Source organism: Actinacidiphila acidipaludis (assembly GCF_019890725.1).
In the GTDB taxonomy this organism is placed as follows: Bacteria; Actinomycetota; Actinomycetes; order Streptomycetales; family Streptomycetaceae; genus Actinacidiphila; species Actinacidiphila acidipaludis.
This window is the reverse complement of record NZ_JAINZZ010000040.1, coordinates 1-22,640: the sequence shown is the minus strand read 5'-3', so window position 1 is coordinate 22,640 and position 22,640 is coordinate 1. Positions and strand designations below refer to the sequence as shown.

Genomic DNA, 22,640 nt, shown 5'->3' with positions numbered 1-22,640 from the left:
CTTAACTTTCAGGCAGGCTTCCTGATAGTTTACGCGCATGCAGAGCTCCGACGCCATCGACCGCGCTCCGGGCGCGATCCGCCGGGCCCATCTGACGATCGCCACGGCGTTCGCGGTCCACGGTGCGGTGAGCGGTACGTTCGCCACCCGGATCCCCTGGATCAAGGACCATCTCCACCTGAGCGCGGGCCAGTTGGGCCTGGCCCTGGTGTGCCCCGCGATCGGCTCGTCCCTGCTGATGCCGCTGGCCGGACGGCTGATGCACAGGATGGGCTCGCGGGCGGCGCTGCGGCTGCTGCTCACCCTGTGGTGCGCCATGCTGGCGCTGCCCGCGCTGGCTCCCGGCCTTCCCTGGCTCTGCCTGGCACTGCTCGCCTTCGGGGCCTGCGCCGGCACGGCGGACGTGGTGATGAACGCGCTGGGCGTCGCCGTCGAGGAGCGCAAGGGCAAGTCGATCATGTCGGGACTGCACGGCATGTGGAGCGTGGGCACCCTGATCGGCGCCGCCATCGGCGTGCCCGCCGCGCACGCCGGGCTCGACGGCCGGGTCCATCTGGGGCTGATGGCCGCGGCCCTGGTGGTGGTCGCGCTCGTGGTGGGCACCCGGGCACCCGACGTGCGGCCCGCGCCCGACGAGGACGCGCCGCCGCGGTTCGCGCTGCCGCCGCGCTCGGCCCTGGTCATCGGGGCGATCGGGTTCTGCGGGGTGTTCGCGGAGGGCGGCAGCTCCGACTGGTGCGCGGTCTACCTGCGGGACGTCGCGCACGCCTCCCCCGCCATCGCCGCCCTGGCCTACACCGCCTTCTCGTGCACCATGGCGACGGCCCGGCTGCTGGGCGACATCGCGGTACGGCGGCTGGGCGCGGTGACCGCGCTCCGCACCGGCGGCGTGGTGGCCACGACCGGCGGGACGCTGGTGGTCCTGGCCCGCAGCCCCGCACCGGCCATCGCCGGCTTCGCCCTGATCGGCGTCGGGATCTCGGTGGTGGTGCCGCTGTGCTTCGCGGCCGCGGGGCGGCGCGGGCCGGTGCCCAGCCAGGCGATCGCGGGTGTCGCGACCGTCACCTATACCTCGGGCCTGGTCGCGCCGGCCGCCATCGGCGGTATCGCCGGGGCGAGTTCGCTGACCGCCTCGTTCGTGCTGGTGACCGTGCTGACCCTGGGCCTGGTGGTGGGCGCCGGGGTGGTCAGGCCGACGCCCGGCTCGACGGTCGCGGCCTCCGGACGGCCCGCGCAGGTGCCGGACACCGCTCCGGCGGCCGGCGTCGAGTGACAGGCTCCGGGGCCCGGCTCGGTTGTGGGAGGCCGAGCCGGGTCCCGGTTCACGCGCGGGCCCGCCGTAAGACACCGGAGCGGGCTGGTCACGGGCACACCCTCGGCTCACGTCAGGGACATCGGCACGCGACCGGGACATCGGCACGCGTCCGCGACATCGGCTCACGTCCGGGAAAAGGAGAAGACCTCGCGGCGGACGTCGTCTCGCAACAGGAGGTCAGGGGTCCGGCGGGCGCGCACGGGGGAATCGAGCCCGCCGGACCGTGTCTTCAACGTTAGCGGGCCGCCCGGCGCTGTTGGGCGCCCGAGGCACCAATTGATGCCGCGCGAATACGCAATGGCAGGAGGGCGCCGCCACCATGCGCACACCGCTTGCCGGTTGAGGACCGTCACTGGCCGGATCCCGACGGACGGGGTCAGTTCACCGTCAGATCCTGCAGGCCGACGACGCGCAGCAACTGCAGCCGCTGGTACGACTCCGAGCCCGGCCGGGCGGTGTAGACGATCAGCTGCTGGTCGTGCCCGGCGCTCAGCAGGACCTCGCAGTTGAGCTCCAGCTCGCCCACCACCGGGTGCAGGAAGCGCTTGGTGTCCGAACGCCGCACCGCCACCTCGTGCTCCGCCCACATCCGGCGGAACCGCGGGCTGGCCGCCCGCAGTTCGGACACCAGCGCGGCCGGCCGGGGGTCGTCGGGGCGCGCCGCGAGGACCGCCCGCAGATTCGCCACGTGGCTGCGGCCCAGCGTCTCGTGGTCCTCCTCCGGGAACAGGGACAGCGCCGCCGGATCGGTGAACGCCCGCCGGATCACGTTGCGCAGGTGCGGCGGCCGGGCGAAGACGTCGCCGGACAGCGCGGCGGACATGGCGTTCTGGGCCAGGACGTCGCCGATGTCGTTCACCACCTGGGCGGGCGTGTCGTGCAGCCGGTCCAGGATGAGCAGCAGTCCGGGCCGCACGTGCCCGCTGCCGCCGTACTCCCGCGGCGGCTCCTCGCCGGCCAGCCGGAACAGGTAGTCGCGCTCGTCCGCGGTCAGCCGCAGCGCCCGGCCCACCGCGGAGAGCATCTGCCGGGAGGGGTGCGGGCCCCTGGCCTGCTCCAGCCGCGTGTAGTAGTCCACGGACATCCCCGCGAGCTGCGCCACCTCCTCGCGGCGCAGACCAGGCGTGCGCCGCCGGGCGCCCTCCGGCAGACCCACGTCGGCGGGCGCCAGACGGGTGCGGCAGCGGCGGAGGAAGTCGGCGAGTTCTGTTCGGTCCACGCTTCCAGGATGCGGCGGGGGACGGACGCTATCCAGGGAGCGGTACTCCCTGGATCAGGAGTTTCCTCCCGTCGTCCGACGGACCCCCGGGGCGGCGCGCCCGCACGGGTGGCGTCCGCGGGGTCCCGGGCGCGCCGCGCGGACGCGGGGGCCGGCCGGTCCCGAGCCTGGACCCATGACGACTGCGCCCGCGCCGCCCGCGGACCTCGACGGCGTCCTGGCCCGGATGCGGGGCCTGGCGGCCGTGCTGCCGCCGGACGACGGCGTGGCCGTGTTCAACGGCGTGTACCTCGCCGTCACCGAGGAGATCGGACGGCGGCTGGCGGCGGGCGGGTTCGCCGATCCTGGGACCGCCGCCGCGCTGGCCGTGCGGTTCGCGGGCCGCTACCTGGACGCGGTGGGGCGTGACGGGAGCGGCGGCCGCCGGGCACCGGACTGCTGGCGCCTGCTGCTCCGGCGGCGGTCCGAACCGGGCGTGCACGCGCTGCAGTTCGCGCTGGCAGGCATCAACGCGCACGTCGGGCACGACCTGCCGCTGGCGGTGGTCGACACGGGCCGCGCCACCGGGCGCCGGCTGCCGTCGCTGGAGGCCGACTTCGACCGCGTCGGCGAGGTGCTCGCGCTGATCGAGACCCGGGTGCGCGAGCGGCTGATGCCGGGCCCCGACCTGCTGGAGTCGGCCGAACCGCTCACCCACCTCGCCGGGGCCTGGAGCCTGGCCAGGGCGCGGGACGGCGCGTGGGCGACCGCACGGCTGCTGTGGATGCTGCGGCGGCACGGCGAGGCGTACGAGGAGTGCGCCGGCCTGCTGGACGCCACGGTGGCCCTCACCGGCCGCCTCCTCCTCGCGCCGCTGCCCCTCCCCCGGCGTCGGCCCCGCCCCCGCCCCCGCCTGAAGCAGCTCGTCCCTCAGTCCTCCGGCAGCACGACCGGGGCTATCTCGTCGTAGACGTCTCCCGGGCCCGGGTTGAGCGGGTCGGTCGCGCCGCCGAGGTGGTGCATCACGCCCCAGACCGCGTTCAGCGCGGTCTGCACCGCCCCCTCGGCCCAGCCCGCGGTCCACGAGACGTCGTCGCCGGCCAGGAAGATCCCGCGCTTGTCGGCGGGCAGGGCGTCCTGCATGAAGTGGGTGAACAGCCGCCGCTGGTAACGGTAGTGGCCGGGCAGGTTGGCCTTGAACGCGCCCATGAAGTAGGGCTCGTTCTCCCAGGAGACGGTCACCGGGTTGCCGATGATGTGCTTCCTGATGTCCACGCCGGGATAGATCTCGCCGAGCGACTTGAGCATGACTTCCATCCGCTCGTGCGCGCTCAGCGGCAGCCACTTCAGGCTGTCGTCGCACCAGGTGTAGGACAGGCAGATCGCGGCCGGCCGGTCCGGGCCGTCGTCGAGCAGGTAGGTGCCGCGGGTCATCCGGTCGGTGAGCGTCATCGACATGGTGTCGCGCCCGGTGCGCGGGTCCTTGTCGAGCCAGAACGGCCGGTCGACGGGCACGAACAGCTTGCTGGACTCCATGTAGTGGGTGCGTTCGATGGCCGTCCAGTGGTCGATCGGGAAGAGCGAGTCGTCGCAGGCGATCTTCGACAGCAGCATCCAGCTCTGGGCGGTGAAGATCGCCGCGCGGTAGGTGTGGATGTCGCCCGAGGAGTCGGTGACGGTGATCCGGTTGCCCGCGGTGCGGTGCAGCCCGGTGACCGCGGGCCGCGGGTCGCCGCCGTGCAGGGACCGCAGCGAGGTGCCGCGCGGCCAGTGCAGCAGCTTGTCCGGCTCGCGCTCCCACAGCCGCAGCGGGAGCTGCTGGCTGCCGCCGACGATGCCGCGGTGGTCGTCGTCCGCGCCGGTGTAGACGACCCGCAGGATCTCCAGGATGGAGTTGGGGAAGTCGGTGTCCCAGCCGCCGGTGCCGAAGCCGACCTGGCCGAAGATCTCGCGGTGCCGGAAGGACGCGAAGGCGGGCGAGTCGCAGAGGAACCCGTAGAAGGTCTGGTTGTCCAGCTTCTCCACCAGCGCCGACCAGATCTCGCGGATCTTCGGCACGTCGCGGGTGCGCAGGGCGTGCTGCATCGCGGAGAAGTCCGCGCCGTCCTCCAGGCAGGCGTTCCAGGCGTGCATGACCTGGTGGTAGACCTCGGGCAGGTCCTCCACGGACGTCGCGTAGTGCGTCTCGCCCTTGAGGTCCACGACGGTCGACGGGGTGTCGGGGGCCAGCGGGTTGGGGAACGGCCTGGTCTCCAGGCCGACCAGGTCGACGTAGTGCTGGAAGGCGGTGGAGGACGGCGGGAACCGCATCGCGCCCATCTCGGCGGTCAGGCCCGGGTCGCAGCCGTCGAAGCCGACGGTGCGCAGCCGTCCGCCGATCCGGTCGGCCTCGTAGACCACCGGCCGCAGGCCCATCTTCATCAGCTCGTACGCGGCCACGATCCCGGACAGGCCGCCGCCGATCACCGCGACCTCGGTGCCGTGCTCGGTGGGGGGCACCGCGCCGAGCCCGGCCGGGTGGGCGAGGAAGTCGTCGTAGGCGTAGGGGAAGTCGGGGCCGAACATCGTGATGGCCGGCTGTGCCTGCGCCTCGATGTGCTGCTCGTCGTGGACGGCGGTGGGCACGGACGTCATGGGGCGGTTCTCCTGGTCGTACGGACGCGGCGGTGTGCGGGGGTTCAGCCCAGGGAGCGGTACAGCTCCGGCCTGCGGTCGGTGAGATAGGGCGTCTCGGCGCGGGCCGCGCGGATCGCCTCGGGATCGGCGGCGGCCACGACCAGGTCGGGGCCGGCGCCGGCCCGGGCACGTGCCACGCCGTCCGGCCCGGCCAGGCAGCTCAGCCCGGTGAAGTCGAACTCCCCCTCCGGACCACAGCGGTTGGCGTAGGCCACGTACATGCCGTTCTCGTACGCCCGGGTGGGCACGAGGACCTGCGGGACGAACTCGTAGGGCCGCATGAGGGCGGTGGGCACGGCGAGCAGTTCGGTGCCGGCCAGCGCGTGCGCCCGCACGGCCTCGGGGAACTCCACGTCGTAGCAGATGAGCAGGCCGATCCGGACACCGTCGACGGTGGCCTGGACGAGCGGCACGTCGCCGGGGGTGAACTCCCGCTGCTCGTACGCGCCGAACAGATGCGTCTTGCGGTAGACCGCCAGGCCGGCGCCGTCCGGCCCGACGAGGCGGACCGAGTTGAAGACCCGTGCCCGCGCCCCGTCCTCCGCGGCCTCGCGCTCGGGCCAGCCGTACGCGATCGCGACGCCGTGCCGGGCGGCGATCGCGTCGACCCGCGCGGCCGAGGGGCCGTCGGCGGGCTCGGCGAGGGCGGCGACGCGGTCGCCGAGCGCGTAGCCGGTCAGGAACATCTCGCCGGTCACCAGCAGCCGGGCGCCCTGCGCGGCGGCCCGCCCGGCGGCGTCGTCCAGGACCCGCAGGCTCTCGCCGACGCTGCCGGGTACGCCGCTCGGGCCTTGCAGCAGGGCGGTGCGCAACGACGCCATGGGGCCTCTTTCGCCTGGTCAGGTGGGGTGTGCGGACGCACCTTCGACGGTACGTGGCAGTACCCGGCGAACGGAAGGGACGAACATTGCGGTCCGATGGGTGATCCGTTGCGTCTTTTCCGGCCGATCCGGCGATTCGTTGCGGCACGGCGGGCGCCCGCACCCTGATCTCAGGTGCGGGCGCCCGCCGTGCGGGAGTGGGTCCGCGGCCGGACGACCGCGGTCAGGAGCGGGCCGTCACTGGAAGCGCTGATCCTTGCGCCCCTGCTGGCCGGCCTCCCGGGTTCCCTTGCCGGTGTCGTCCATGCCCATGTCGGAGCCCATGTCGGACTCGATGCGCTCCTTGCGCACCCGGCCGTGGATCGTCTTCTGCTCGGTGTGCTCCTCGACGCGCATCCGCACGCGCTCCTTGGGCACCACGTGCGTGTCGACGATCGCCTCCTCCTCGTGCAGGGTGATCCACTGGTCGCCCTCGGAGATCTCCGGGACGTCCATCCCGGCACGGGTCGCGTCGGTGATCGGCTCGCGTACCAGCCGCACCTCCTCGTGCCGGATCGGCACGGTCCGCTCGACGTCCTCGACCTCGACGAACTTGTGGATCCTGGCCCGGCCGGAGGCGTGCCGCTCGACGTTGACCGACATCTCCTCCTCGCAGCGGATCAGCTCGTCGCCCTCGGCGAGACCGCTCTTGCCGAGGTCCTGCTGGGTGCCGCGCTGACCGGTCGCCGTGCCTTCGGCCGCGATGCCGGTGCCGGTCCCGGCGCCCGCCTCACTGCCGGACATGGCGGTGCCGGAGGACTTGCCGGTGCCGGCGCTCTCGCGCATACCGGCCGACGGGCCGGATTTGGGTCCGGCGTCCGCGGCCATGTCGGGTCCGGTGCCCATGCCCTTGCCGCCCGCGGTGTCCATGCCCGGCTGGGTGCCGGACTTCGCGTGCCTGCCCGAGGTCCCCGCCGCCGTGCCGGCAGCCCCCGCGGCCGCCGCCTTCTCACCGGCCGCGGCTCCCGTGCTCTCCAGTCCGTAGTAGCGGTACAGGTGCCGCTCCTCCTCGACCGAGAGGTGTCCGCCCGAGTCGACGTCGACGTTCGGCGCGCCCTTCACCTTGTCCTTGTCGTACGGGATCTCCAGGTGGTCCTGGACCAGCCGGGCAGAGCGGGTCGGCACGAAGGTCTCGTTGTTGCCGAAGAACCCGGTCTTCACCGTGACCCACTCGGGATTGCCGGTGGCGTCGTCCAGGTACATGTGCTTGGCGTCGCCGATCTTCTTTCCCGCGGAGTCATGGACCGGATGGCCCACGACCTGGGATATCTGCTCGCGCGTGATCATGTCGCCTCCTCGAGGGACTGCCGTGGCCGATCTCCGATCGGACCTCACCCCAGCGCGTTACCCCAGCCGGGTAGTCAAAACATCCCGTTTATCAATAATCCGGACATTTGGCGCTGAGGGGATGCCGTTCGGGTGGTCAGGAGAGGAGGGTCTTCCGGGCCGGGCCGGGCCGGGCCGGAAGAGACGGGACGCCCGCCGCGGCTGCGGGGCGGGCTCCCGGAACTCAGTCCGGGGAGCCAGCCCCGTAGCGGCGCAGCAGCGGCGACAGCACCAGCACCGACTTGGTCCGGGTCACGAAGGGCTCGCCGGCGATGCGCTCGAGCACCTGCTCGAAGTGGCGCACGTCCTCGGCGAAGACCTGGACGACCGCGTCCGCCTCCCCTGTCACCGTGGACGCGGACGCCACCTCCGGGTAGCGGGCGAGGCCGCGCCGGATGTCCGAGGGCGAGGTGTTGTGCCGGCAGTACAGCTCGACCAGCGCCTCGGTCTGCCAGCCCAGCGCGGCCGGGTCGACCCGCACCGTGAAGCCGGTGATCGCGCCCGCCGCCAGCAGCCGGTCGACCCGGCGCTTGACGGCGGGCGCGGACAGCCCGACCTCCGCGCCGATGTCGGCGTAGGACCGGCGCGCGTCGGCGGCCAGGGCGTGGACGATGCGTTCGTCGAGTTCGTTCAGCGGCACGTCGGGAGTGTCGCACGCGGCCGCCCCGGCCGCCGTGCCCGGCCTACTGCCAGCTGACGTGCAGCGGCTTGCCCTCGGCGTAGCCCGCGGCGCTCTGCACACCGACCACGGCCCGCTCGGCGAACTCCGCCAGCGAGGCAGCGCCGGCGTAGGTGCACGAGCTGCGGACGCCCGCGACGATCGCGTCGATCAGGTCCTCCACGCCGGGCCTGACCGGGTCGAGGAACATCCGCGAGGTGGAGATGCCCTCCTCGAACAGCGCCTTGCGGGCCCGGTCGTACCCGGACTCCTCGCTGGTGCGGTTGCGCACCGCCCGCGCGGAGGCCATGCCGAAGGACTCCTTGTACAGCCGGCCGTCCGCCGTCTGCTGGAGGTCGCCGGGCGACTCGTAGGTGCCGGCGAACCAGGAGCCGATCATCACGTTGGACGCGCCGGCCGCCAGCGCCATGGCCACGTCGCGCGGGTGCCGCACACCGCCGTCGGCCCAGACGTGCTTGCCGAGCCTGCGGGCCTCGGCCGCGCACTCCAGCACCGCGGAGAACTGCGGGCGGCCCACGCCGGTCATCATGCGGGTGGTGCACATCGCGCCGGGACCGACCCCGACCTTGACGATGTCGGCGCCCGCCTCGATCAGGTCGCGCACGCCGTCGGCGGCGACCACGTTGCCCGCGACGACGGGCACCCGCGGGTCGAGGGCGCGCACCGCGCGGACCGCGGCGAGCATCGACTCCTGGTGGCCGTGGGCGGTGTCCACGACGAGGGTGTCGACCCCGGCGTCCAGCAGCTGCTTGGCCTTGCCGGCCACGTCGCCGTTGATCCCGACGGCGGCCGCGATCCGCAGCCGTCCGTGGGCGTCGACCGCCGGGTCGTAGAGGGTCGCGCGGAGCGCGGCCGTGCGGGTGAGGATGCCGGCCAGCCGGCCGTCGGCGTCCACCGCCGGGGCGAGCTTGCGGTGCGCGTCCTCCAGCCGGTTGAAGGCGTCCCGCGGGTCGATCGCGGCGTCCAGGAGCAGCAGGTCGGCGGACATCACCTGGGAGAGCTGGGTGAAGCGGTCCACCCCGGTCAGGTCCGACTCGGTGACCACGCCGACCGGCCGGCCGTCCTCGACGACGACTCCGGCGCCGTGCGCGCGCTTGGGCAGCAGCGCGAGGGCGTCCGCGACGGTCTGCGTGGGCGCGAGGGTGATCGGGGTGTCGAGCACCAGGTGGCGCTGCTTGACGTAGGCGACCACGTCGGTGACGACGTCGATCGGGATGTCCTGCGGGATGACGACGAGCCCGCCGCGGCGGGCGACCGTCTCGGCCATCCGGCGGCCGGCGATGGCGGTCATGTTGGCCACCACCAGCGGAATGGTGGTGCCCGTGCCGTCCGGGGACCGGAGGTCCACCGCCTGGCGGGAGCCCACCGCACTGCGGCTCGGCACCATGAAGACATCGTCGTACGTCAGGTCGTACGCGGGCTGGGCATCGTTAAGGAAACGCATCTCGACTCTCTCACCTGCGGGTACACCAACAGCGGGCGGGGAGTCAGGACCGGAGCAGCACGTCACCGACCTGTGGCTCCTACGCCATCATCCTGGACGGCGGCCGATCGTGCGACGTTCCGGCGGATCTCTGTACGTTCCCCCATCCCGGGCCCGCGCGTTTGGTCGTTTCGTCCAGACCGGCGCTGGCCGTGCGAGGCCGGGCGCGCGCGAGGAGGCTGGAACCGTAGCCGGAAACAGCCACCCGTGGAAGCGAGGAGGACCGTCATGAAAGCACTCGTCTTCGGCGGCCCGGGCCGCTCGGCCTGGCAGGACGCGCGCGACCCCGCGCTCCAGGACGCCTCGGACGCCATCGTGCGCGTCGAGGCCACCACCATCTGCGGCACCGACCTGCACATCCTGGCCGGCGACGTACCGGACGTGCCGCCGGGCACGGTGCTGGGGCACGAGGCGGTGGGCGAGGTGGTGGAGACCGGCAGCGGGGTCCGCCGGATCCGGCCCGGCGACCGGGTGCTGGTCTCCTGCATCAGCCCCTGCGGCCACTGCCCGTTCTGCCGCGAGAGCATGTACAGCCAGTGCCGCGGGGGCGGCGGCTGGATCCTCGGCCACACCATCGACGGCACGCAGGCCGAGTACGTGCGGGTGCCGTTCGCCGACATGTCCCTGCACTCGCTGCCGGAAGCGGTGCCCGCCAGGGACGCCGTGCTGCTCTCCGACATCTTCCCGACGGGCTACGAAGTGGGCGTGCTCAACGGCCGGGTGCGGCCCGGTGACACCGTGGTCGTGGTCGGGGCCGGGCCGGTGGGACTGGCGGCGATCGCCACCGCGCACTTCTTCTCGCCGTCCCGGGTCATCGCCGTGGACCTGGTGGCGGCCCGGCTGGAGGCCGCCAAGCACATGGGGGCGGACGCGATCGCCACCGTCTCCGAGAGCGAGCCGCTGGTCGCCGACCTGACCGGCGGGCTGGGGGCGGACGTGGTGATCGAGGCCGTGGGCCTGCCGGCCAGCTTCGAGCTGTGCACCCGCATGGTCCGGCCCGGCGGTCATCTCGCCAACGTCGGGGTGCACGGGCAGCCGGCCATGCTGCACCTGGAGCAGCTGTGGAGCAGGAACCTGACGATCCGCACCGGGCTGGTCGACACCTCCTCCACGCCGACCCTGCTGGGCATGCTCACCGACCGCAGGCTGCCCACCGCCTCGCTGGTCACCCACCTCTTCGAGCTGGGGCAGATGGAGGAGGCGTACGACGTCTTCGCCCGGGCCGCCGACACCGGCGCGCTCAAGGTGGTCCTCGGTGAGCCGTCGCACGACGAGCTGACCCTGCGCGCGGGCCCCGCCGTCTGACCGCTGTGGCCCCGGCGCGCCGACCGAGGGACGCTGGAAGCACCGGGCCGTGCCGACAGTCCCGCCGCACGGCGTCCCCGGGCCCCGGAAGAAGGACTCCATGTCGGGCTCGTTCAGGATCGGGCGGATCTTCGGGGTACCGCTGCGTCTGCACTGGAGCGTTCCGGTGCTGCTCGTGGTGATCGGCTACGGCCTGGGCAGCGGCACGCTGCGCGCCTGGGTGCCCGACCGGTCCTCGACGGTGTACGCGGCCTGCGCCGCGCTCGGCACCGTGCTGCTCGCGGCCAGCCTGCTGCTGCACGAGGCGGCCCACGCGGTCGTCGCCCGCCGCAGCGGCATCGACGTCGAGGACGTGACGTTGTGGGCGCTGGGCGGGGTGACCCGGATGGGGCGGGCACGGCAGGCCCGGGTGGCGCTGACCGTGGCGATCAGCGGGCCGGTGGTCAGCCTGGTCATCGGCGGGGCGGTGCTCGGCGCGGCCGTGGGCCTGCACCCGGTGGCGGGCTGGTCGCTGCCGGCGGCGCTGCTGGCCTGGCTCGGCTGGGCGAACCTGCTGATCGGGGTCTTCAACCTGCTGCCCGCGGTGCCGCTGGACGGCGGCCGGGTGCTGCACGCGGTGATCTGGCTGGTCACCGGGGACCGCGACCGCTCGGAGATGGCCGCCGACCGCGGCGGGCAGATCGTCGGGGCGCTGATCGTCGCGGCCGGCTGGCTCCTCATCCTGCGCGGCGCGCCGGGGGCGCTGTGGCTGGCCGTCATCGGCCTGTTCATCACGTTCACCGCGGGCGTCGAGCGCAAACGCGTGGCGGTCAACGCGGCGCTGCGCGGGGTGCGGGTGGGCGATGCCATGTCCAGCCCGGTGACCACCGCCTCGGACTGGCTGACCGTCGAGCGCTTCCTGGAGGGCGACGCCGGACAGTCCGGTCACGCGGTCCTGCCGCTGACCGACCTCAACGGCAGCCCCACCGGCGTCGTGGCCCTGCGCGACGCCGCCATGGTCCCGGCCGACCGCCGGGCGGACATCCGTCTCCGGGACATCGCCGCGCCGCTGTCGCAGTGCACGGTGGCCCGTCCCGACGACGAGCTCAACGAGGTGGTGCAGGGCATCCGCACCCGGCTGGGCCTGCTGATCCTGGTCATGGACGGGCTGCGTCTGGTGGGGATCGTGACCCCGCGCGACCTGGACCACCTCTTCGAGCGGCGTGCGACCGGCCGCACGGCCCGCGGCCCGGCGGCCCCGCCGCGCTGGCGCTGACCGCACGCGCGCCGCCGGCATCCCGCCGGGTCTCCCGGGACAGCGCGGCCACCCCGGACACCCCGGACGCGCCGTCGGCGGCCGGTTCAGCGCGCCGGGGTGCGGGGCGGCGTCGGGTCCAGGTAGACGCGTCTGACCGCCGGGATGAGCCGTCGCAGCCGGGTCTCCGCCTCCTCGCAGGCCCACTCGATCTGGTCGGAGGTGGAGACGTCCCGGAAGTCGATCTTCGCAGCGATGAGGATCTCCCCAGGGCCCTGGACCAGCGTGGTGAGCTCCAGGACGCTCTCGATGTGCCGGACGGCGAGCAGTTCCCTGCGGACCGCGTCCCGCATGGGCGCCGGCAGGGCCCGGCCGATGAGCAGGTCGGTGTTGGCGCGGCCCAGGATCAGGGCCACGAGCACGAGCAGCAGCCCGATGAGGATGGAGGCGACGCCGTCCCACACGCCGGACCCGGTGAGCTGGTCGCCCAGCAGACCCAGCGCGGCGAGCACCAGGCCGACCAGCGCCGCCGTGTCCTCCAGGACGACCGCCTTCACGGCCGTGTCCGGGGTCTGCTGGAGGTAGCTCGTCACCGGGACGCGGAAGTACGCGGCCCGCCCGCCTGCTTCAGCCCGGTGCGCAGGGAGAACCCCTCCAGCAGGAACGCCGCGGCCAGCACGAGGTAGGAGGCGACGGGACTGCCCGGGCTCTCGCTGTGCACGAGCGAGTGCACCCCGTCGTAGAGGGCGAAGACACCGCCGCCGACGAAAGTGGCGACGGACCCCAGCAGCGCCCAGATGTAGCGCTCCGGCCCGTGGCCCAGCGGGTGGTCCTCGTCGGCGGGCCTGCGGCTGCGTCTGAGGGCCGTCAGCAGCAGGATCTCGGTGATGGTGTCGGCCACCGAGTGCGCGGCCTCGGCCAGCATCGCGCTGGACCCGCTGAGGACGCCGGCCACGCCCTTGGCCAGGGCGACGCCGAAGTTGGCGCCGGCCGCCACGAGCACGGTGGCGGTGGAACCGCCGGCGCCGGGACCGCCGGAGGAGCCGACGCTGGGACTGCGGACCGGCCCCCGGCCCCCGCCCGCCCCGCCACTCGCCGCGGCGCCGTCCTCACCCGTCCCCGTCCCCGGCTCCGGCTCCGGCTCCGGCCGCGACTCGTCGTCTGCGCTCATGGACCGACCGTAGAACCCCGGCGCCCCGGGCGGGCGCAGGCGTCGCCCGGCGCTCCGGCACCGCCCACCGGGCGTAATTCCCGCGCGCTGCCGGGTGCCGCGCCCGTTCCGGGGACGGGGAACTGGTCGAATCGGTGGGAGAGCGCCGGACGGAGGGAGTCTCGTGATCGTTGACTGGGCGGTCTACCGCGAGGGGCGGCGCATGGACCGTCCGCAGCATTTCTCCGACGCCCTCTCGGCGGCCCGCGCGGTCGACGGCTTCGTCTGGGTGGGGCTGTACGAGCCGGCGCGCGAGGAGTTCGACCGGGTCAGCGATCAGTTCGGGCTGCACCCGCTGGCGGTCGCGGACGCTCTGAAGGCCCATCAGCGGCCGAAGCTGGAGATCTACGACGACGCGCTGTTCCTGGTGCTCAAGCCGCTGGACTACGCACCCGACACCGACCGGGTCTTCGGCCAGGAGCTGATGATCTTCCTCGGCGAGTCCTACGTGCTGACGGTCCGCCACGGCCGGGGCTCGCCGCTGACCACGCTCCGCAGACGCCTGGAACAGAACCCCGAGCGGCTGGGCAAGGGCCCGACGGCGGTGATGTACGGCATCACCGACGCCGTGGTCGACCACTACGAGCAGGTCGCCTCCGAACTCCACATCGACCTGGAGGAGTTGGAGTCCGAGGTGTTCTCCGGGACCGGTGGCAGAACCCGCGACACCGCGCCGCGGATCTACGGCTTCAAGCGCCAGATCATGGAGTTCCAGCGGGCCGCGGAACCGCTCGCGCAGCCGCTGAACACCCTCACGGGACTCGGGCCGTTCGGCGAGCAGGTGCCCCAGGTGAGCGACGAGGCACGGCCGTTCTTCCACAACATCGGCGAACATCTCGCCCGGGTCAACGAGTCCGTGGAGGGCCTGGACCGGCTGGTCTCGGACATCCTCTCGGCGCACCTGGCGCAGATCAGCGTCCAGCAGAACGACGACATGCGGAAGATCTCCGCCTGGGCCGCCATGGCGGCGGTACCCACGCTGATCGCGGGCATCTACGGCATGAACTTCGACCACATGCCGGAACTGCACTGGGAGGTGTCGTACCCGCTGGTCATCGCGCTGATGGCGATTCTGGTGGCGGCGCTGTACCGGCTGTTCAAGCGTCAGGGCTGGATGTAGCGGCGCTGGCCGCCGCACCCCGCTCCGGCGCCTCCTCCAGCACCACGGCGAGTTCCGTGCCGGTGCGCCGCCAGAAGTGCTCGGCGTCCCGCAGCACGTCCCTGACGATCCGCCACTCCCGCGGGCACGCCCCGGCGAAGTGGCGCCAGCCGCGGACGTACAGCCGGCGCGCCCCGGTCTCGGGAGGCCACCAGGACAGGTCGGTGAGACAGTCGGCGAGCGTGTCCCAGGTGCGGCCGAACCAGGGGGGTAGGCGCAGGTCGGCGGAGCAGCGGTCCATGAACGCCTGCCGGTCGCCGACCCCCGTCAGGTCGAGCACGAACATGGGCAGATGCTGCCACACATGATCATCTTCGCCGTGGCAGCGCGCCGCCTCAGAGCCCGTCGGGGTCCGCGCGGTCCAGGGCCGGGCGCGGCGCGGGCCCGGTGGAGTGCAGCAGGTGGTCGGCCGCGGCGGTGTCGGTGACGAGGCTGGTGACCAGGCCGGAGCGCAGCACCGCGTCGATCGCGGCCGCCTTGCGCATACCGCCGGCGATCGCCAGCACCTCGGGGATCCGGCGCAGCCGGTCCGCCTCGATGGTGATGCAGCGCTCGCCGAGGTCCCGCCCGACCCGGCGGCCGTGCGCGTCGAACAGGTGGGAGGACATCTCCGCGGCCACGCCGAGTCCGGCGTAGTGCTCGCGTTCCTCGTCGCTGAGCGCGTCGTGCACGGTGGAGATGCCGGGCGCCCACGACCCGATGGACACCACCGCGACGGTGACCTTGTCGAAGTAGCCCATGGCCGCGGCGATCTGGCTCTGCGCGCGCAGCGCGGCCGCGGTGGCGGGGTCGGCGAGCACCATCGGCGCGTACAGCGGGTGGGCCTCCCCGCCGGAGACGGCCGCGGCGGTCCGGACCGCCTCCACCGAGCCGCGTTCCGCGGTGCCGACGTCGTACACACCCGTCAACTGCACGACCGTGCACGGCGCGAGGCGGTCCAGGGCGTTCGCCATGGTGATGATGGACCGGCCCCAGGCCAGGCCCAGGACGTCACCGTCGCTGACCAGCTCGCCGAGCAGGCCGGCGGCGACCGCCCCGAGGTTCTCCGGGTCCGGGGCGTCCGCCTGGTCCGGCGGCGTCTCCACCACGACGGCGTGCCGCAGCCCGTAGTGCGCGCGCAGGGCGTCCGAGCGTTCGGCGTCGAGCTCGGCCGGCACCCGGATCTCGATGCGGACCAGATCGCGTTCGAGGGCGGTCTCCAGGACCCGCGCCACCTTGAACCGGCTGACCCCGAACTCCTCGGCGATCTGGATCTTCGACTTGCCCTCCAGATAGAAGCGACGCGCCATCGCCGCCGCCTGGACCATCTCGCCGGGGCCCATGCGCATCTGTGTGCGGCCTGTGCTCACGTCGCCACTCCCCAGTAGCCCATCTGATCCACTTCGCGCTCATCCTCGCAGACGCCCGCGGTTACGGGCGCGTAGCCTTCCGTTGGTCCGCATACATTCACCGGGCACCACCAAGAAGTCCTCGCTCCCGTCAGCGGGCCGCCCTCAGTGCGCGCAGGCCGACGTCGCCTGCTCGCGCAGCGCCTTGACCGCGGCGGCCGGATCGTCGGTCCCGTACACCGCGGACCCCGCGACGAAGACGTCCGCCCCGGCCTCCGCGCAGCGCTCGATCGTCTCCGCCGAGACCCCGCCGTCGACCTGCAGCCACATCTCCAGACCGTGCCGTTCGATCAGGGCCCGGGTGCGGCGGATCTTCGGCAGCATGATGTCGAGGAACGCCTGCCCGCCGAAGCCCGGTTCCACCGTCATGATCAGCAGCATGTCGAGTTCCGGCAGCAGGTCCTCGTAGGGCTCGATCGGCGTCGCCGGCTTCAGCGCCATCGACGCGCGGGCGCCCTTCGCGCGGATCTCCCGGGCCAGCCGGACCGGGGCGGCGGCCGCCTCCGCGTGGAAGGTCACCGAGCCCGCACCCGCCTCCACGTACGCCGGCGCCCAGCGGTCGGGCTGCTCGATCATCAGGTGGCAGTCCAGCGGGATCCCGGTGGCCTTCCGCAGCGCCTCGACGACCGGGACACCCAGCGTCAGGTTCGGCACGAAGTGGTTGTCCATCACGTCGACATGGAGCCAGTCGGCCCCCTCGACCGCCTGGGCCTCCTCGGCGAGGCGGGCGAAGTCTGCGGAAAGGATGCTGGGGCTGATCTGCACGCTCATATGCCCAGCAAAGCAGATCCGCCGTCCCGCCGGGACCCGCCCCGGGCCCCGGCGCCCCCGGCGGTGACAGGCGGAGGCGGGAACCTGCCGGAATTTCGGCGCGGGCAGTGCCATGCTGGTCCCTGGCCACCGCCGTACAGGTGTACGGCGGCCACGGGGGACACCACGAGCGAACCAGGGGGATCGCGGTCATGGCGGGCGGAAAAGACGGAGCGGGCAGCACCAGGCTGTCCGCGTCCCGGGGCATCGCACACCTCGTGTGCGGGCGGCGCAGCAAGTGGGTCGTCCTCGCGGTGTGGATCATCGTGCTGGTGGCGGTCTCCCCACTGGCGCAGAAACTCAACGACGCGGAGAAGAACGACGCGGCGAGCTGGCTGCCGGGCAAGGCCGAGTCGACGCAGGTGCTCAACCTGCAGAAGTCCTTCGTGCCGGAGTCCGCGCCGGCCGTCGTCGTCTACGCGCGGACCGGCGGCCTGACGCAGGCCGACACCGCGAAGATCACCAAGGACGCGGCCGCGGTCAGGGCGATGACCGCCCACGGCATCGTCGGCAGCCGGCTCATCGGCCCCCAGTTCAACCGGCCGCAGAACCCGGTGGCCGCCCAGTTCATCGTCCCCGTCGTGACGGACGAGAGCGGCTGGACCTCGCTGTCGGACGCGGTGAAGGAGATCCGGGCCAGCACCGGCGAGAGCAGCAGCGGCCTGCAGGTGCACATCACCGGACCCGGCGGCTTCGCCGCGGACTCCAACGAGGCCTTCGCCGGCATCGACGGCACCCTGCTGTTCTCGGCGCTCGGGGTGGTCGTCGTCATCCTGCTGATCACCTACCGGAGCCTGAGCCTGCTGCTGCTCCCGGTGCTCTCGGTGGTGGGCGCGCTGTTCACCGCCGAGGCGGCGATCTATCTGCTCGCCCGGCACGCCGGCCTGGTCGTCAACGCCCAGAGCGCGGGCATCCTGACGGTGCTGGTGTTCGGCGCGGGAACGGACTACGCGCTGTTGCTCGTGGCCCGCTACCGGGAGGAGCTGCGCCGGCACGAGGACCGCCACGAGGCGATGGCGCTGGCCCTGCACCGCGCGGGCCCGGCCGTCATCGCCAGTGCGGCGACCGTGGCGCTGAGCATGCTGTGCCTGCTGGCCGCCGAGATGAACTCCACCTCCGGGCTGGGCCCGGTCGCGGCCGTCGGCGTCGTTGTCGCCCTGCTCGCGATGGTCACGCTCTTCCCTGCCCTGCTGGTGATCTTCGGCCGCTGGGTCTTCTGGCCGGTCGTCCCGCACGTGGGCACCCCTGAGCCGACCAGGACCGGGCTGTGGTCGCGGATCGGCGACCGGGTGAGCCGCCGCCCGCGCACCGTGTGGGTGACCACCGTGGCCGTGCTGGGCGCGCTCGCCTTCGGCCTGTTCTCGCTCGACGCCTCGGGACTGGCCCAGGCCGACAGCTTCACCGACACGCCCGACTCGGTCGTCGGCCAGCACATACAGGTGAAGTACTTCCCGGCCGGCGGCGGCCAGCCCCTGGTGATCATCGCCGACCAGGGCGCGGCGTCCCGGGTGAAGTCCGCTCTCGGCGCGGTCAAGGGCGTCGTGCCCGGGACGGTCGGCACACCGCCCGGGGTGCCCCCGGTGAAGAACGGCAAGGTCTACCTGGAGGCCACGCTCTCCGATCCGCCGGACAGCGACGCCGCGCGGACCGCGGTCGACCAGGCGCGCACCACCCTGCACGCGATCCCGGGCGCGGACGCCGAGGTGGGCGGCGGGGCGGCCGTCATCAAGGACACCTCCGAGGCCTCCGGCCACGACGACGTCCTGCTCATCCCGCTCATCCTGGTGGTGGTGCTGCTGATCCTCGGCGCGCTGCTGCGGGCGGTGATCGCGCCGCTGGTGCTCATCGGCACCGTGGTGCTGTCGTTCGCGGCGGCGCTGGGGGTGAGCGCCCTCGCCTTCAAGCACGTCTTCGACTACGCGGGCGAGGACACGTCGTTCCCGCTGTTCGTCTTCGTGTTCCTGGTGGCGCTGGGCATCGACTACAACATCTTCCTGATGACCCGGATCCGCGAGGAGAGCGCGCTGCACGGCACCCGCGACGGTGTGCGCATCGGCCTGGCGGCGACCGGCGGCGTGATCACCTCGGCGGGCCTGGTGCTCGCCGGCACCTTCGCCGTGCTGGGCACCCTGCCGGTGGTCGGTTTCGCCGAGATCGGCTTCGCGGTCGCCTTCGGCGTGCTGCTCGACACCTTCGTGGTGCGCTCGGTGCTGGTGTCCGCGATCACCCTCGACCTCGGCGACCGCGTGTGGTGGCCGAGCCGGCCGGCCTCGGCGCCCACCGGCACGGCGCCGCGCGCACCGCGCGAGGACGTCACGGTCGAGCCCCGGTAGGCCCGCACGCCCGGACGGAACCGCGCGTCCGAACGGGCCCGGAGCACACGACGGCCGGCCTCCCGCCCCGCGAGGGCCGTGAGGCCGGCCGTCGCCGTCGGCGCAGTCCCCGCCGTCCCCCGCGCGGAAGGTCGTCAGGCGGTGCGGCGCAGCAGCGCGAGATACATCGCGTCGGTGCCGTGCAGATGCGGCCAGAGCTGGACGTCGGGACCGTCGCCCAGCTCGGGGACGCCTGCGAACAGCGGGCGGGCGTCGATGAGTTCGGCGGCCGGCGCACGGCCGCCGCGCAGCACGTCGTCGACCACGGCGCGGGTCTCGGCCAGGTGCGGGGAGCAGGTCGCGTAGCCGACGACGCCGCCGACCCGCACCGCGTCCAGCGCCTCCGTCAGCAGGGCACGCTGCAGCGGCCCGAAGCCGGCCAGGTCCTCCGGGCGCCGCCGCCAGCGGGCCTCGGGACGGCGGCGCAGGGCGCCGAGTCCGGTGCAGGGCACGTCGACCAGGACCCGGTCGAAGGAGCCGGGCGCCCAGGCCGGGCGGGTGCCGTCGGCCACGACGACCTGGTACGGGCCGGGGTTGCCGGAAAGCGCGCGGCCGACCAGCCGGGCGCGGTGCGGCTGCTTCTCCGCGGCGACCAGTTGGGCGCCGCGCTGCGCGGCGAGCGCCGCGAGGAGGGCGGCCTTGCCGCCGGGTCCCGCGCAGCCGTCGAGCCAGCGGGTGTCGCGGCCCTCCAGTGGCGCGGCGGCGAGGGCGGCCGCGACGAGCTGGCTGCCCTCGTCCTGCACTCCGGCCCGGCCCTCGTGCACGGCCGCGACGGCGGCCGGGTCGCCGCCCTCGGCGAGCCGCAGGGCGTAGGGCGACCAGCGCCCGGGCTCGGCGGCGCCGTCCGGCAGCGAGCCGGCGATCTCCTGCGGGGTGGACCGGCCCGGCCGCGCCACCAGCGTGACCTCGGGCCGCTCGTTGTCGGCGGCGAGGAGTTCCTCGATGCCCGCCCGGCCGCCGCCGAGGGCGTCCCACAGGGCGGAGACGATCCAGCGCGGGTGCGCGTGCACCACGGCCAGATGGTCCTCGGGGTCCTCGTCCCAGGGCGGCGCGACGCGGTCGAGCCACTCGTCGAGGTCGTGGGCGCTCACCCGCCGCAGCACGGCGTTGACGAACTTCGCGCGCCCGTCGCCCAGGACGACGCGCGCCAGCTCCACGGTCGCGGAGACGGCGGCGTGCGGCGGGATGCGGGTGGCGAGCAACTGGTGCGCGCCGAGCGCGAGGACGTCCAGCACCGGCGGGTCGACCTCGCGCAGCGGCCGGTCCACGCACGCGGCGATCACCGCGTCGTAGGTACCCTGGTGCCGCAGGGTGCCGTAGACCAGTTCGGTGGCGAGCGCGGCGTCCCGCCGGTCGAAGGTCCGGCCCTTGGCGGCCGCCTCCTCCTCGGCGGAGCGCAGCAGCGCGGGCAGCACGAGGTTGGCGTAGGCGTCCCGCTCCCCCACCGCGCGCAGTGCCTCGAACGCCAGGATCCTGACGGGGTCGCGCTGCGGTCGCCGGTACGGCTTGCCCTGCGGGCGGCGCGGCTGGTGGTTCACGTGAAAGGTGCTCCGGATGTCTGTGGTGCGCGGTCGAACGTCCAGCGTACGGCGCTACCCGCCGAGCCGGGCGCCGGAGGTGAGGCGGGTGCCGCGGGCCCAGTCGGCGGCGGCCATCCGCTTCTTGCCGACGGCCTGGACCTCGCCGAGTTCGACGGCGTGGCTGCCGGTGCCGACGTGCACGGCGTTCTTGGCGACCGCGATCTCCCCGGGCGCCAGGTCGGTGCGGTCGGGGGCGAGCCGGACCGGTCCGAGCTTGAGACGCTCGCCCTCGGTCAGCGTCCAGGCGCCCGGTGCGGGGGTGCAGCCGCGGATGAGGCGGTCGACGCGCAGCGCCGGGGCGGCCCAGTCGACGGCCGCGTCCTCGACGGTGATCTTGGGTGCGAGGGTGATGCCGTCGGCGGGCTGCGGCCGGGCCACCAGTTCGCCGGTCTCGATGCCGTCCATGGTGGCGGCCAGCAGCCGGGCGCCGCTGTGCGAGAGGCGGCTGAGCAGGTCGCCGCTGGTGTCCACGGGACGGATCTCCTCGGTGATCACGCCGTACACCGGGCCGGAGTCCAGGCCCTGCTCGATCAGGAAGGTGGCGGCGCCGGTGACCTCGTCGCCGGCCATCACCGCGTGCTGCACGGGGGCCGCGCCGCGCCAGGCGGGCAGCAGCGAGAAGTGCAGGTTGACCCAGCCCCGGGCGGGCACCTCCAGGGCGGCCTTGGGCAGCAGCGCGCCGTAGGCGACGACCGGGCAGCAGTCGGGGGCGATGTCGCGCAGCCGGGCCAGGAAGTCCTCGTCGCGCGGCCGTTCCGGCTTGAGCACCTCGATTCCGGCCTCCTCCGCGCGCTGCGCGACCGGGCTGGCCATCAGTCGGCGGCCGCGTCCGGCGGTCGCGTCGGGCCGGGTGACGACGGCGACGACCTCGTGTCGGGACGAGGCGAGCAGGGCGTCCAGGGCGGGTACGGCGACCTCGGGGGTGCCGGCGAAGACGAGCCTCATCGTGCGGGGTGTGCCTCTCGGTTGACGCGGTGGCGGTGCGGGGCCGGGGCTCCGGGCCGCCGGCGGAACGGCCTCACAGGGCCCGGCCGAAGGTGCTGTGCGGGGAGACCTTGACCTGCGGGCCGGCGCCGTCGGCCCAGTCGGCCTCCCGGATCGCCCGCAGCGCGGCCTTGCGCTGCCCGGCGTCCAGCCGGTCGATGAAGATGACGCCGTCGAGGTGGTCGGTCTCGTGCTGTATGCAGCGGGCGAGGCGCTGGGTGCCCTCGACGGTGACCGGGTCGCCGTACTCGTTGAAGCCCCTGGCGACCACGCCGTGCGCCCGCTTGCAGTCGTAGGTCAGCCCCGGCAGCGACAGGCAGCCCTCGGGGCCGTCCTGCTGCTCCTCGCTGAGCGTGAGGTCCGGGTTGACCAGATGACCCGGCTCTCCGTCCAGGAAGTAGGTGAACACCCGCAGGGAGACGCCGAGTTGGGGCGCGGCAAGGCCCGCACCGGGGGCGTCGCGCATGGTGTCGGTCAAGTCCTTGACCAGGGTGCGCAGTTCGCGGTCGAACGTCGTCACGGGCTGCGCCGTCATGCGCAGCACCGGATCGCCGAACAGGCGGATGGGCTTGACGGGCACGGGGTCTCCAGGGGCGGCGACGTGGGGCGGGGGTCAATTCTAGGGCGGCCGGGGCCGGGGGGTGCACGCGCCGACGCGCGCCCCCCGGCGGCCGAGCCGCGCCCCTGCGGGCGTGACCACCGGGGGAGGTGGCGCGTTGGTCAAGAGAGTTTGACCGAAATCGGGTCAATCATGCACACGACCCGTTCCTCGTACCGCCGGTTGGAGAGGCCTGTTGATGCCCGACCACGCAACCCATGACGCCCAGGCCCGGGCCACCTTGCACCTGCTGGTGCGGGACATCGAGAGAGTCCGCCGCCAGGTGGACGCGCTGCGGACGCTGACCGCCCAGCTGGGCAACGTCTACCGCCCGCGCCGCAGCGGTCCCGCGACCGGATTCGTGGTCTACGGGCGGGCGCCGGCCCCGACCGTGCGGCTGGCGCAGGAACTGCGCGACAGCGTCGAGTCGCTGGTCACCGCGGCGGTCGACTTCGACCGGTCG

At 73.6% G+C, this 22,640-nt stretch carries 18 protein-coding genes and 2 pseudogenes; 7 read left to right on the top strand and 13 right to left on the bottom strand.

Translation table 11 applies throughout. The features are described from left to right. The first annotated feature begins 37 nt into the window (after window positions 1–37). On the top strand, window positions 38–1,273 hold the full coding sequence (locus K7862_RS25670) for an MFS transporter (protein ID WP_222966615.1): 1,236 nt from the start codon (window positions 38–40) through the stop codon (window positions 1,271–1,273). Window positions 1,274–1,691: 418 nt separating this feature from the next. On the opposite strand, the gene K7862_RS25665 is transcribed toward K7862_RS25670, so the two are convergent. Next, on the bottom strand, window positions 1,692–2,534 hold the full coding sequence (locus K7862_RS25665) for a helix-turn-helix transcriptional regulator (RefSeq protein ID WP_222966613.1): 843 nt from the start codon (window positions 2,532–2,534) through the stop codon (window positions 1,692–1,694). Between the two features lie 175 nt (window positions 2,535–2,709). Between K7862_RS25665 and K7862_RS25660 the strand changes: the two genes are divergently transcribed. Next, window positions 2,710–3,483, top strand: a complete 774-nt coding sequence (locus K7862_RS25660; RefSeq protein ID WP_222966611.1) for a DUF5995 family protein — start codon at window positions 2,710–2,712, stop codon at window positions 3,481–3,483. Here K7862_RS25660 and K7862_RS25655 read toward each other — a convergent pair. The 5 genes from K7862_RS25655 to K7862_RS25635 form a co-directional block, all read right to left on the bottom strand. Further along, window positions 3,444–5,147, bottom strand: coding sequence for a flavin monoamine oxidase family protein (locus K7862_RS25655; protein ID WP_222966609.1), 1,704 nt, complete (start codon window positions 5,145–5,147; stop codon window positions 3,444–3,446). The genes K7862_RS25660 and K7862_RS25655 overlap by 40 nt on opposite strands. 44 nt (window positions 5,148–5,191) lie before the next feature. Next, window positions 5,192–6,010: a carbon-nitrogen hydrolase family protein gene (locus K7862_RS25650; protein WP_222966607.1), complete on the bottom strand. Its 819-nt coding sequence runs from the start codon at window positions 6,008–6,010 to the stop codon at window positions 5,192–5,194. A 237-nt stretch (window positions 6,011–6,247) separates the two neighbouring features. After that, window positions 6,248–7,336: a PRC and DUF2382 domain-containing protein gene (locus tag K7862_RS25645; protein WP_222966605.1), complete on the bottom strand. Its 1,089-nt coding sequence runs from the start codon at window positions 7,334–7,336 to the stop codon at window positions 6,248–6,250. A gap of 223 nt (window positions 7,337–7,559) precedes the next feature. Continuing rightward, window positions 7,560–8,015 (bottom strand): Lrp/AsnC family transcriptional regulator, encoded by a 456-nt coding sequence (locus K7862_RS25640; RefSeq protein ID WP_222966603.1) that lies wholly within the window; start codon window positions 8,013–8,015, stop codon window positions 7,560–7,562. A gap of 43 nt (window positions 8,016–8,058) precedes the next feature. Next, a complete protein-coding gene (locus K7862_RS25635; protein WP_222966601.1) occupies window positions 8,059–9,498 on the bottom strand; it encodes a GuaB1 family IMP dehydrogenase-related protein in 1,440 nt (479 codons plus the stop codon). Window positions 9,499–9,765: 267 nt separating this feature from the next. Between K7862_RS25635 and K7862_RS25630 the strand changes: the two genes are divergently transcribed. Both K7862_RS25630 and K7862_RS25625 read left to right on the top strand, forming a co-directional pair. Next, on the top strand, window positions 9,766–10,842 hold the full coding sequence (locus tag K7862_RS25630; RefSeq protein ID WP_222966599.1) for an alcohol dehydrogenase catalytic domain-containing protein: 1,077 nt from the start codon (window positions 9,766–9,768) through the stop codon (window positions 10,840–10,842). Window positions 10,843–10,942: 100 nt separating this feature from the next. After that, window positions 10,943–12,097, top strand: coding sequence for a site-2 protease family protein (locus tag K7862_RS25625; protein ID WP_222966597.1), 1,155 nt, complete (start codon window positions 10,943–10,945; stop codon window positions 12,095–12,097). A gap of 86 nt (window positions 12,098–12,183) precedes the next feature. On the opposite strand, the pseudogene K7862_RS25620 reads toward K7862_RS25625, so the two are convergent. Beyond that, window positions 12,184–13,247, bottom strand: a pseudogene (locus K7862_RS25620) (cation diffusion facilitator family transporter). A gap of 163 nt (window positions 13,248–13,410) precedes the next feature. Between K7862_RS25620 and K7862_RS25615 the strand changes: the two are divergent. After that, on the top strand, window positions 13,411–14,406 hold the full coding sequence (locus tag K7862_RS25615; RefSeq protein ID WP_222966595.1) for a magnesium and cobalt transport protein CorA: 996 nt from the start codon (window positions 13,411–13,413) through the stop codon (window positions 14,404–14,406). Here the strand turns inward: K7862_RS25615 and K7862_RS25610 are convergent. The 3 genes from K7862_RS25610 to rpe all read right to left on the bottom strand — a co-directional run bounded on the left by K7862_RS25610 (window position 14,384) and on the right by rpe (window position 16,604). Beyond that, window positions 14,384–14,731 (bottom strand): barstar family protein, encoded by a 348-nt coding sequence (locus K7862_RS25610; RefSeq protein WP_222966593.1) that lies wholly within the window; start codon window positions 14,729–14,731, stop codon window positions 14,384–14,386. The genes K7862_RS25615 and K7862_RS25610 overlap by 23 nt on opposite strands. 49 nt (window positions 14,732–14,780) lie before the next feature. Beyond that, entirely contained in the window at window positions 14,781–15,767 is a 987-nt protein-coding gene (locus K7862_RS25605; RefSeq protein ID WP_262413792.1) for a sugar-binding transcriptional regulator, read from the bottom strand. A gap of 171 nt (window positions 15,768–15,938) precedes the next feature. Next, window positions 15,939–16,604, bottom strand: coding sequence for a ribulose-phosphate 3-epimerase (gene rpe, locus K7862_RS25600; protein WP_222966591.1), 666 nt, complete (start codon window positions 16,602–16,604; stop codon window positions 15,939–15,941). A gap of 191 nt (window positions 16,605–16,795) precedes the next feature. Here rpe and K7862_RS25595 point away from each other — a divergent pair, with 191 nt between their 5' ends. Next, entirely contained in the window at window positions 16,796–18,976 is a 2,181-nt protein-coding gene (locus K7862_RS25595) for an MMPL family transporter (protein WP_262413781.1), read from the top strand. Between the two features lie 134 nt (window positions 18,977–19,110). Here the strand turns inward: K7862_RS25595 and K7862_RS25590 are convergent, their stop codons facing one another. The 3 genes from K7862_RS25590 to def all read right to left on the bottom strand — a co-directional run bounded on the left by K7862_RS25590 (window position 19,111) and on the right by def (window position 22,159). Beyond that, window positions 19,111–20,553 (bottom strand): RsmB/NOP family class I SAM-dependent RNA methyltransferase, encoded by a 1,443-nt coding sequence (locus K7862_RS25590; protein WP_222966589.1) that lies wholly within the window; start codon window positions 20,551–20,553, stop codon window positions 19,111–19,113. 54 nt (window positions 20,554–20,607) lie between these two features. Continuing rightward, window positions 20,608–21,540: a methionyl-tRNA formyltransferase gene (gene fmt / locus K7862_RS25585; protein ID WP_222966587.1), complete on the bottom strand. Its 933-nt coding sequence runs from the start codon at window positions 21,538–21,540 to the stop codon at window positions 20,608–20,610. Window positions 21,541–21,613: 73 nt separating this feature from the next. Further along, entirely contained in the window at window positions 21,614–22,159 is a 546-nt protein-coding gene (gene def, locus K7862_RS25580) for a peptide deformylase (protein ID WP_222966585.1), read from the bottom strand. 217 nt (window positions 22,160–22,376) lie between these two features. On the opposite strand from def, the pseudogene K7862_RS25575 reads away from it, so the two are divergent. Further along, window positions 22,377–22,640, top strand: a pseudogene (locus K7862_RS25575) (hypothetical protein); the annotation flags it as partial.

Coding starts and splice junctions, on each gene's coding strand:
- K7862_RS25610 (WP_222966593.1), bottom strand. CDS start 14,731: ATGTTCGTGCTCGACCTGACGGGGGTCGGCGACCGGCAGGCGTTCATG.
- K7862_RS25650 (WP_222966607.1), bottom strand. CDS start 6,010: ATGGCGTCGTTGCGCACCGCCCTGCTGCAAGGCCCGAGCGGCGTACCC.
- K7862_RS25595 (WP_262413781.1), top strand. CDS start 16,796: ATGGCGGGCGGAAAAGACGGAGCGGGCAGCACCAGGCTGTCCGCGTCC.
- K7862_RS25605 (WP_262413792.1), bottom strand. CDS start 15,767: ATGGGCCCCGGCGAGATGGTCCAGGCGGCGGCGATGGCGCGTCGCTTC.
- K7862_RS25630 (WP_222966599.1), top strand. CDS start 9,766: ATGAAAGCACTCGTCTTCGGCGGCCCGGGCCGCTCGGCCTGGCAGGAC.
- K7862_RS25670 (WP_222966615.1), top strand. CDS start 38: ATGCAGAGCTCCGACGCCATCGACCGCGCTCCGGGCGCGATCCGCCGG.
- fmt (WP_222966587.1), bottom strand. CDS start 21,540: ATGAGGCTCGTCTTCGCCGGCACCCCCGAGGTCGCCGTACCCGCCCTG.
- K7862_RS25655 (WP_222966609.1), bottom strand. CDS start 5,147: ATGACGTCCGTGCCCACCGCCGTCCACGACGAGCAGCACATCGAGGCG.
- K7862_RS25635 (WP_222966601.1), bottom strand. CDS start 9,498: ATGCGTTTCCTTAACGATGCCCAGCCCGCGTACGACCTGACGTACGAC.
- rpe (WP_222966591.1), bottom strand. CDS start 16,604: ATGAGCGTGCAGATCAGCCCCAGCATCCTTTCCGCAGACTTCGCCCGC.
- K7862_RS25660 (WP_222966611.1), top strand. CDS start 2,710: ATGACGACTGCGCCCGCGCCGCCCGCGGACCTCGACGGCGTCCTGGCC.
- K7862_RS25645 (WP_222966605.1), bottom strand. CDS start 7,336: ATGATCACGCGCGAGCAGATATCCCAGGTCGTGGGCCATCCGGTCCAT.
- K7862_RS25625 (WP_222966597.1), top strand. CDS start 10,943: ATGTCGGGCTCGTTCAGGATCGGGCGGATCTTCGGGGTACCGCTGCGT.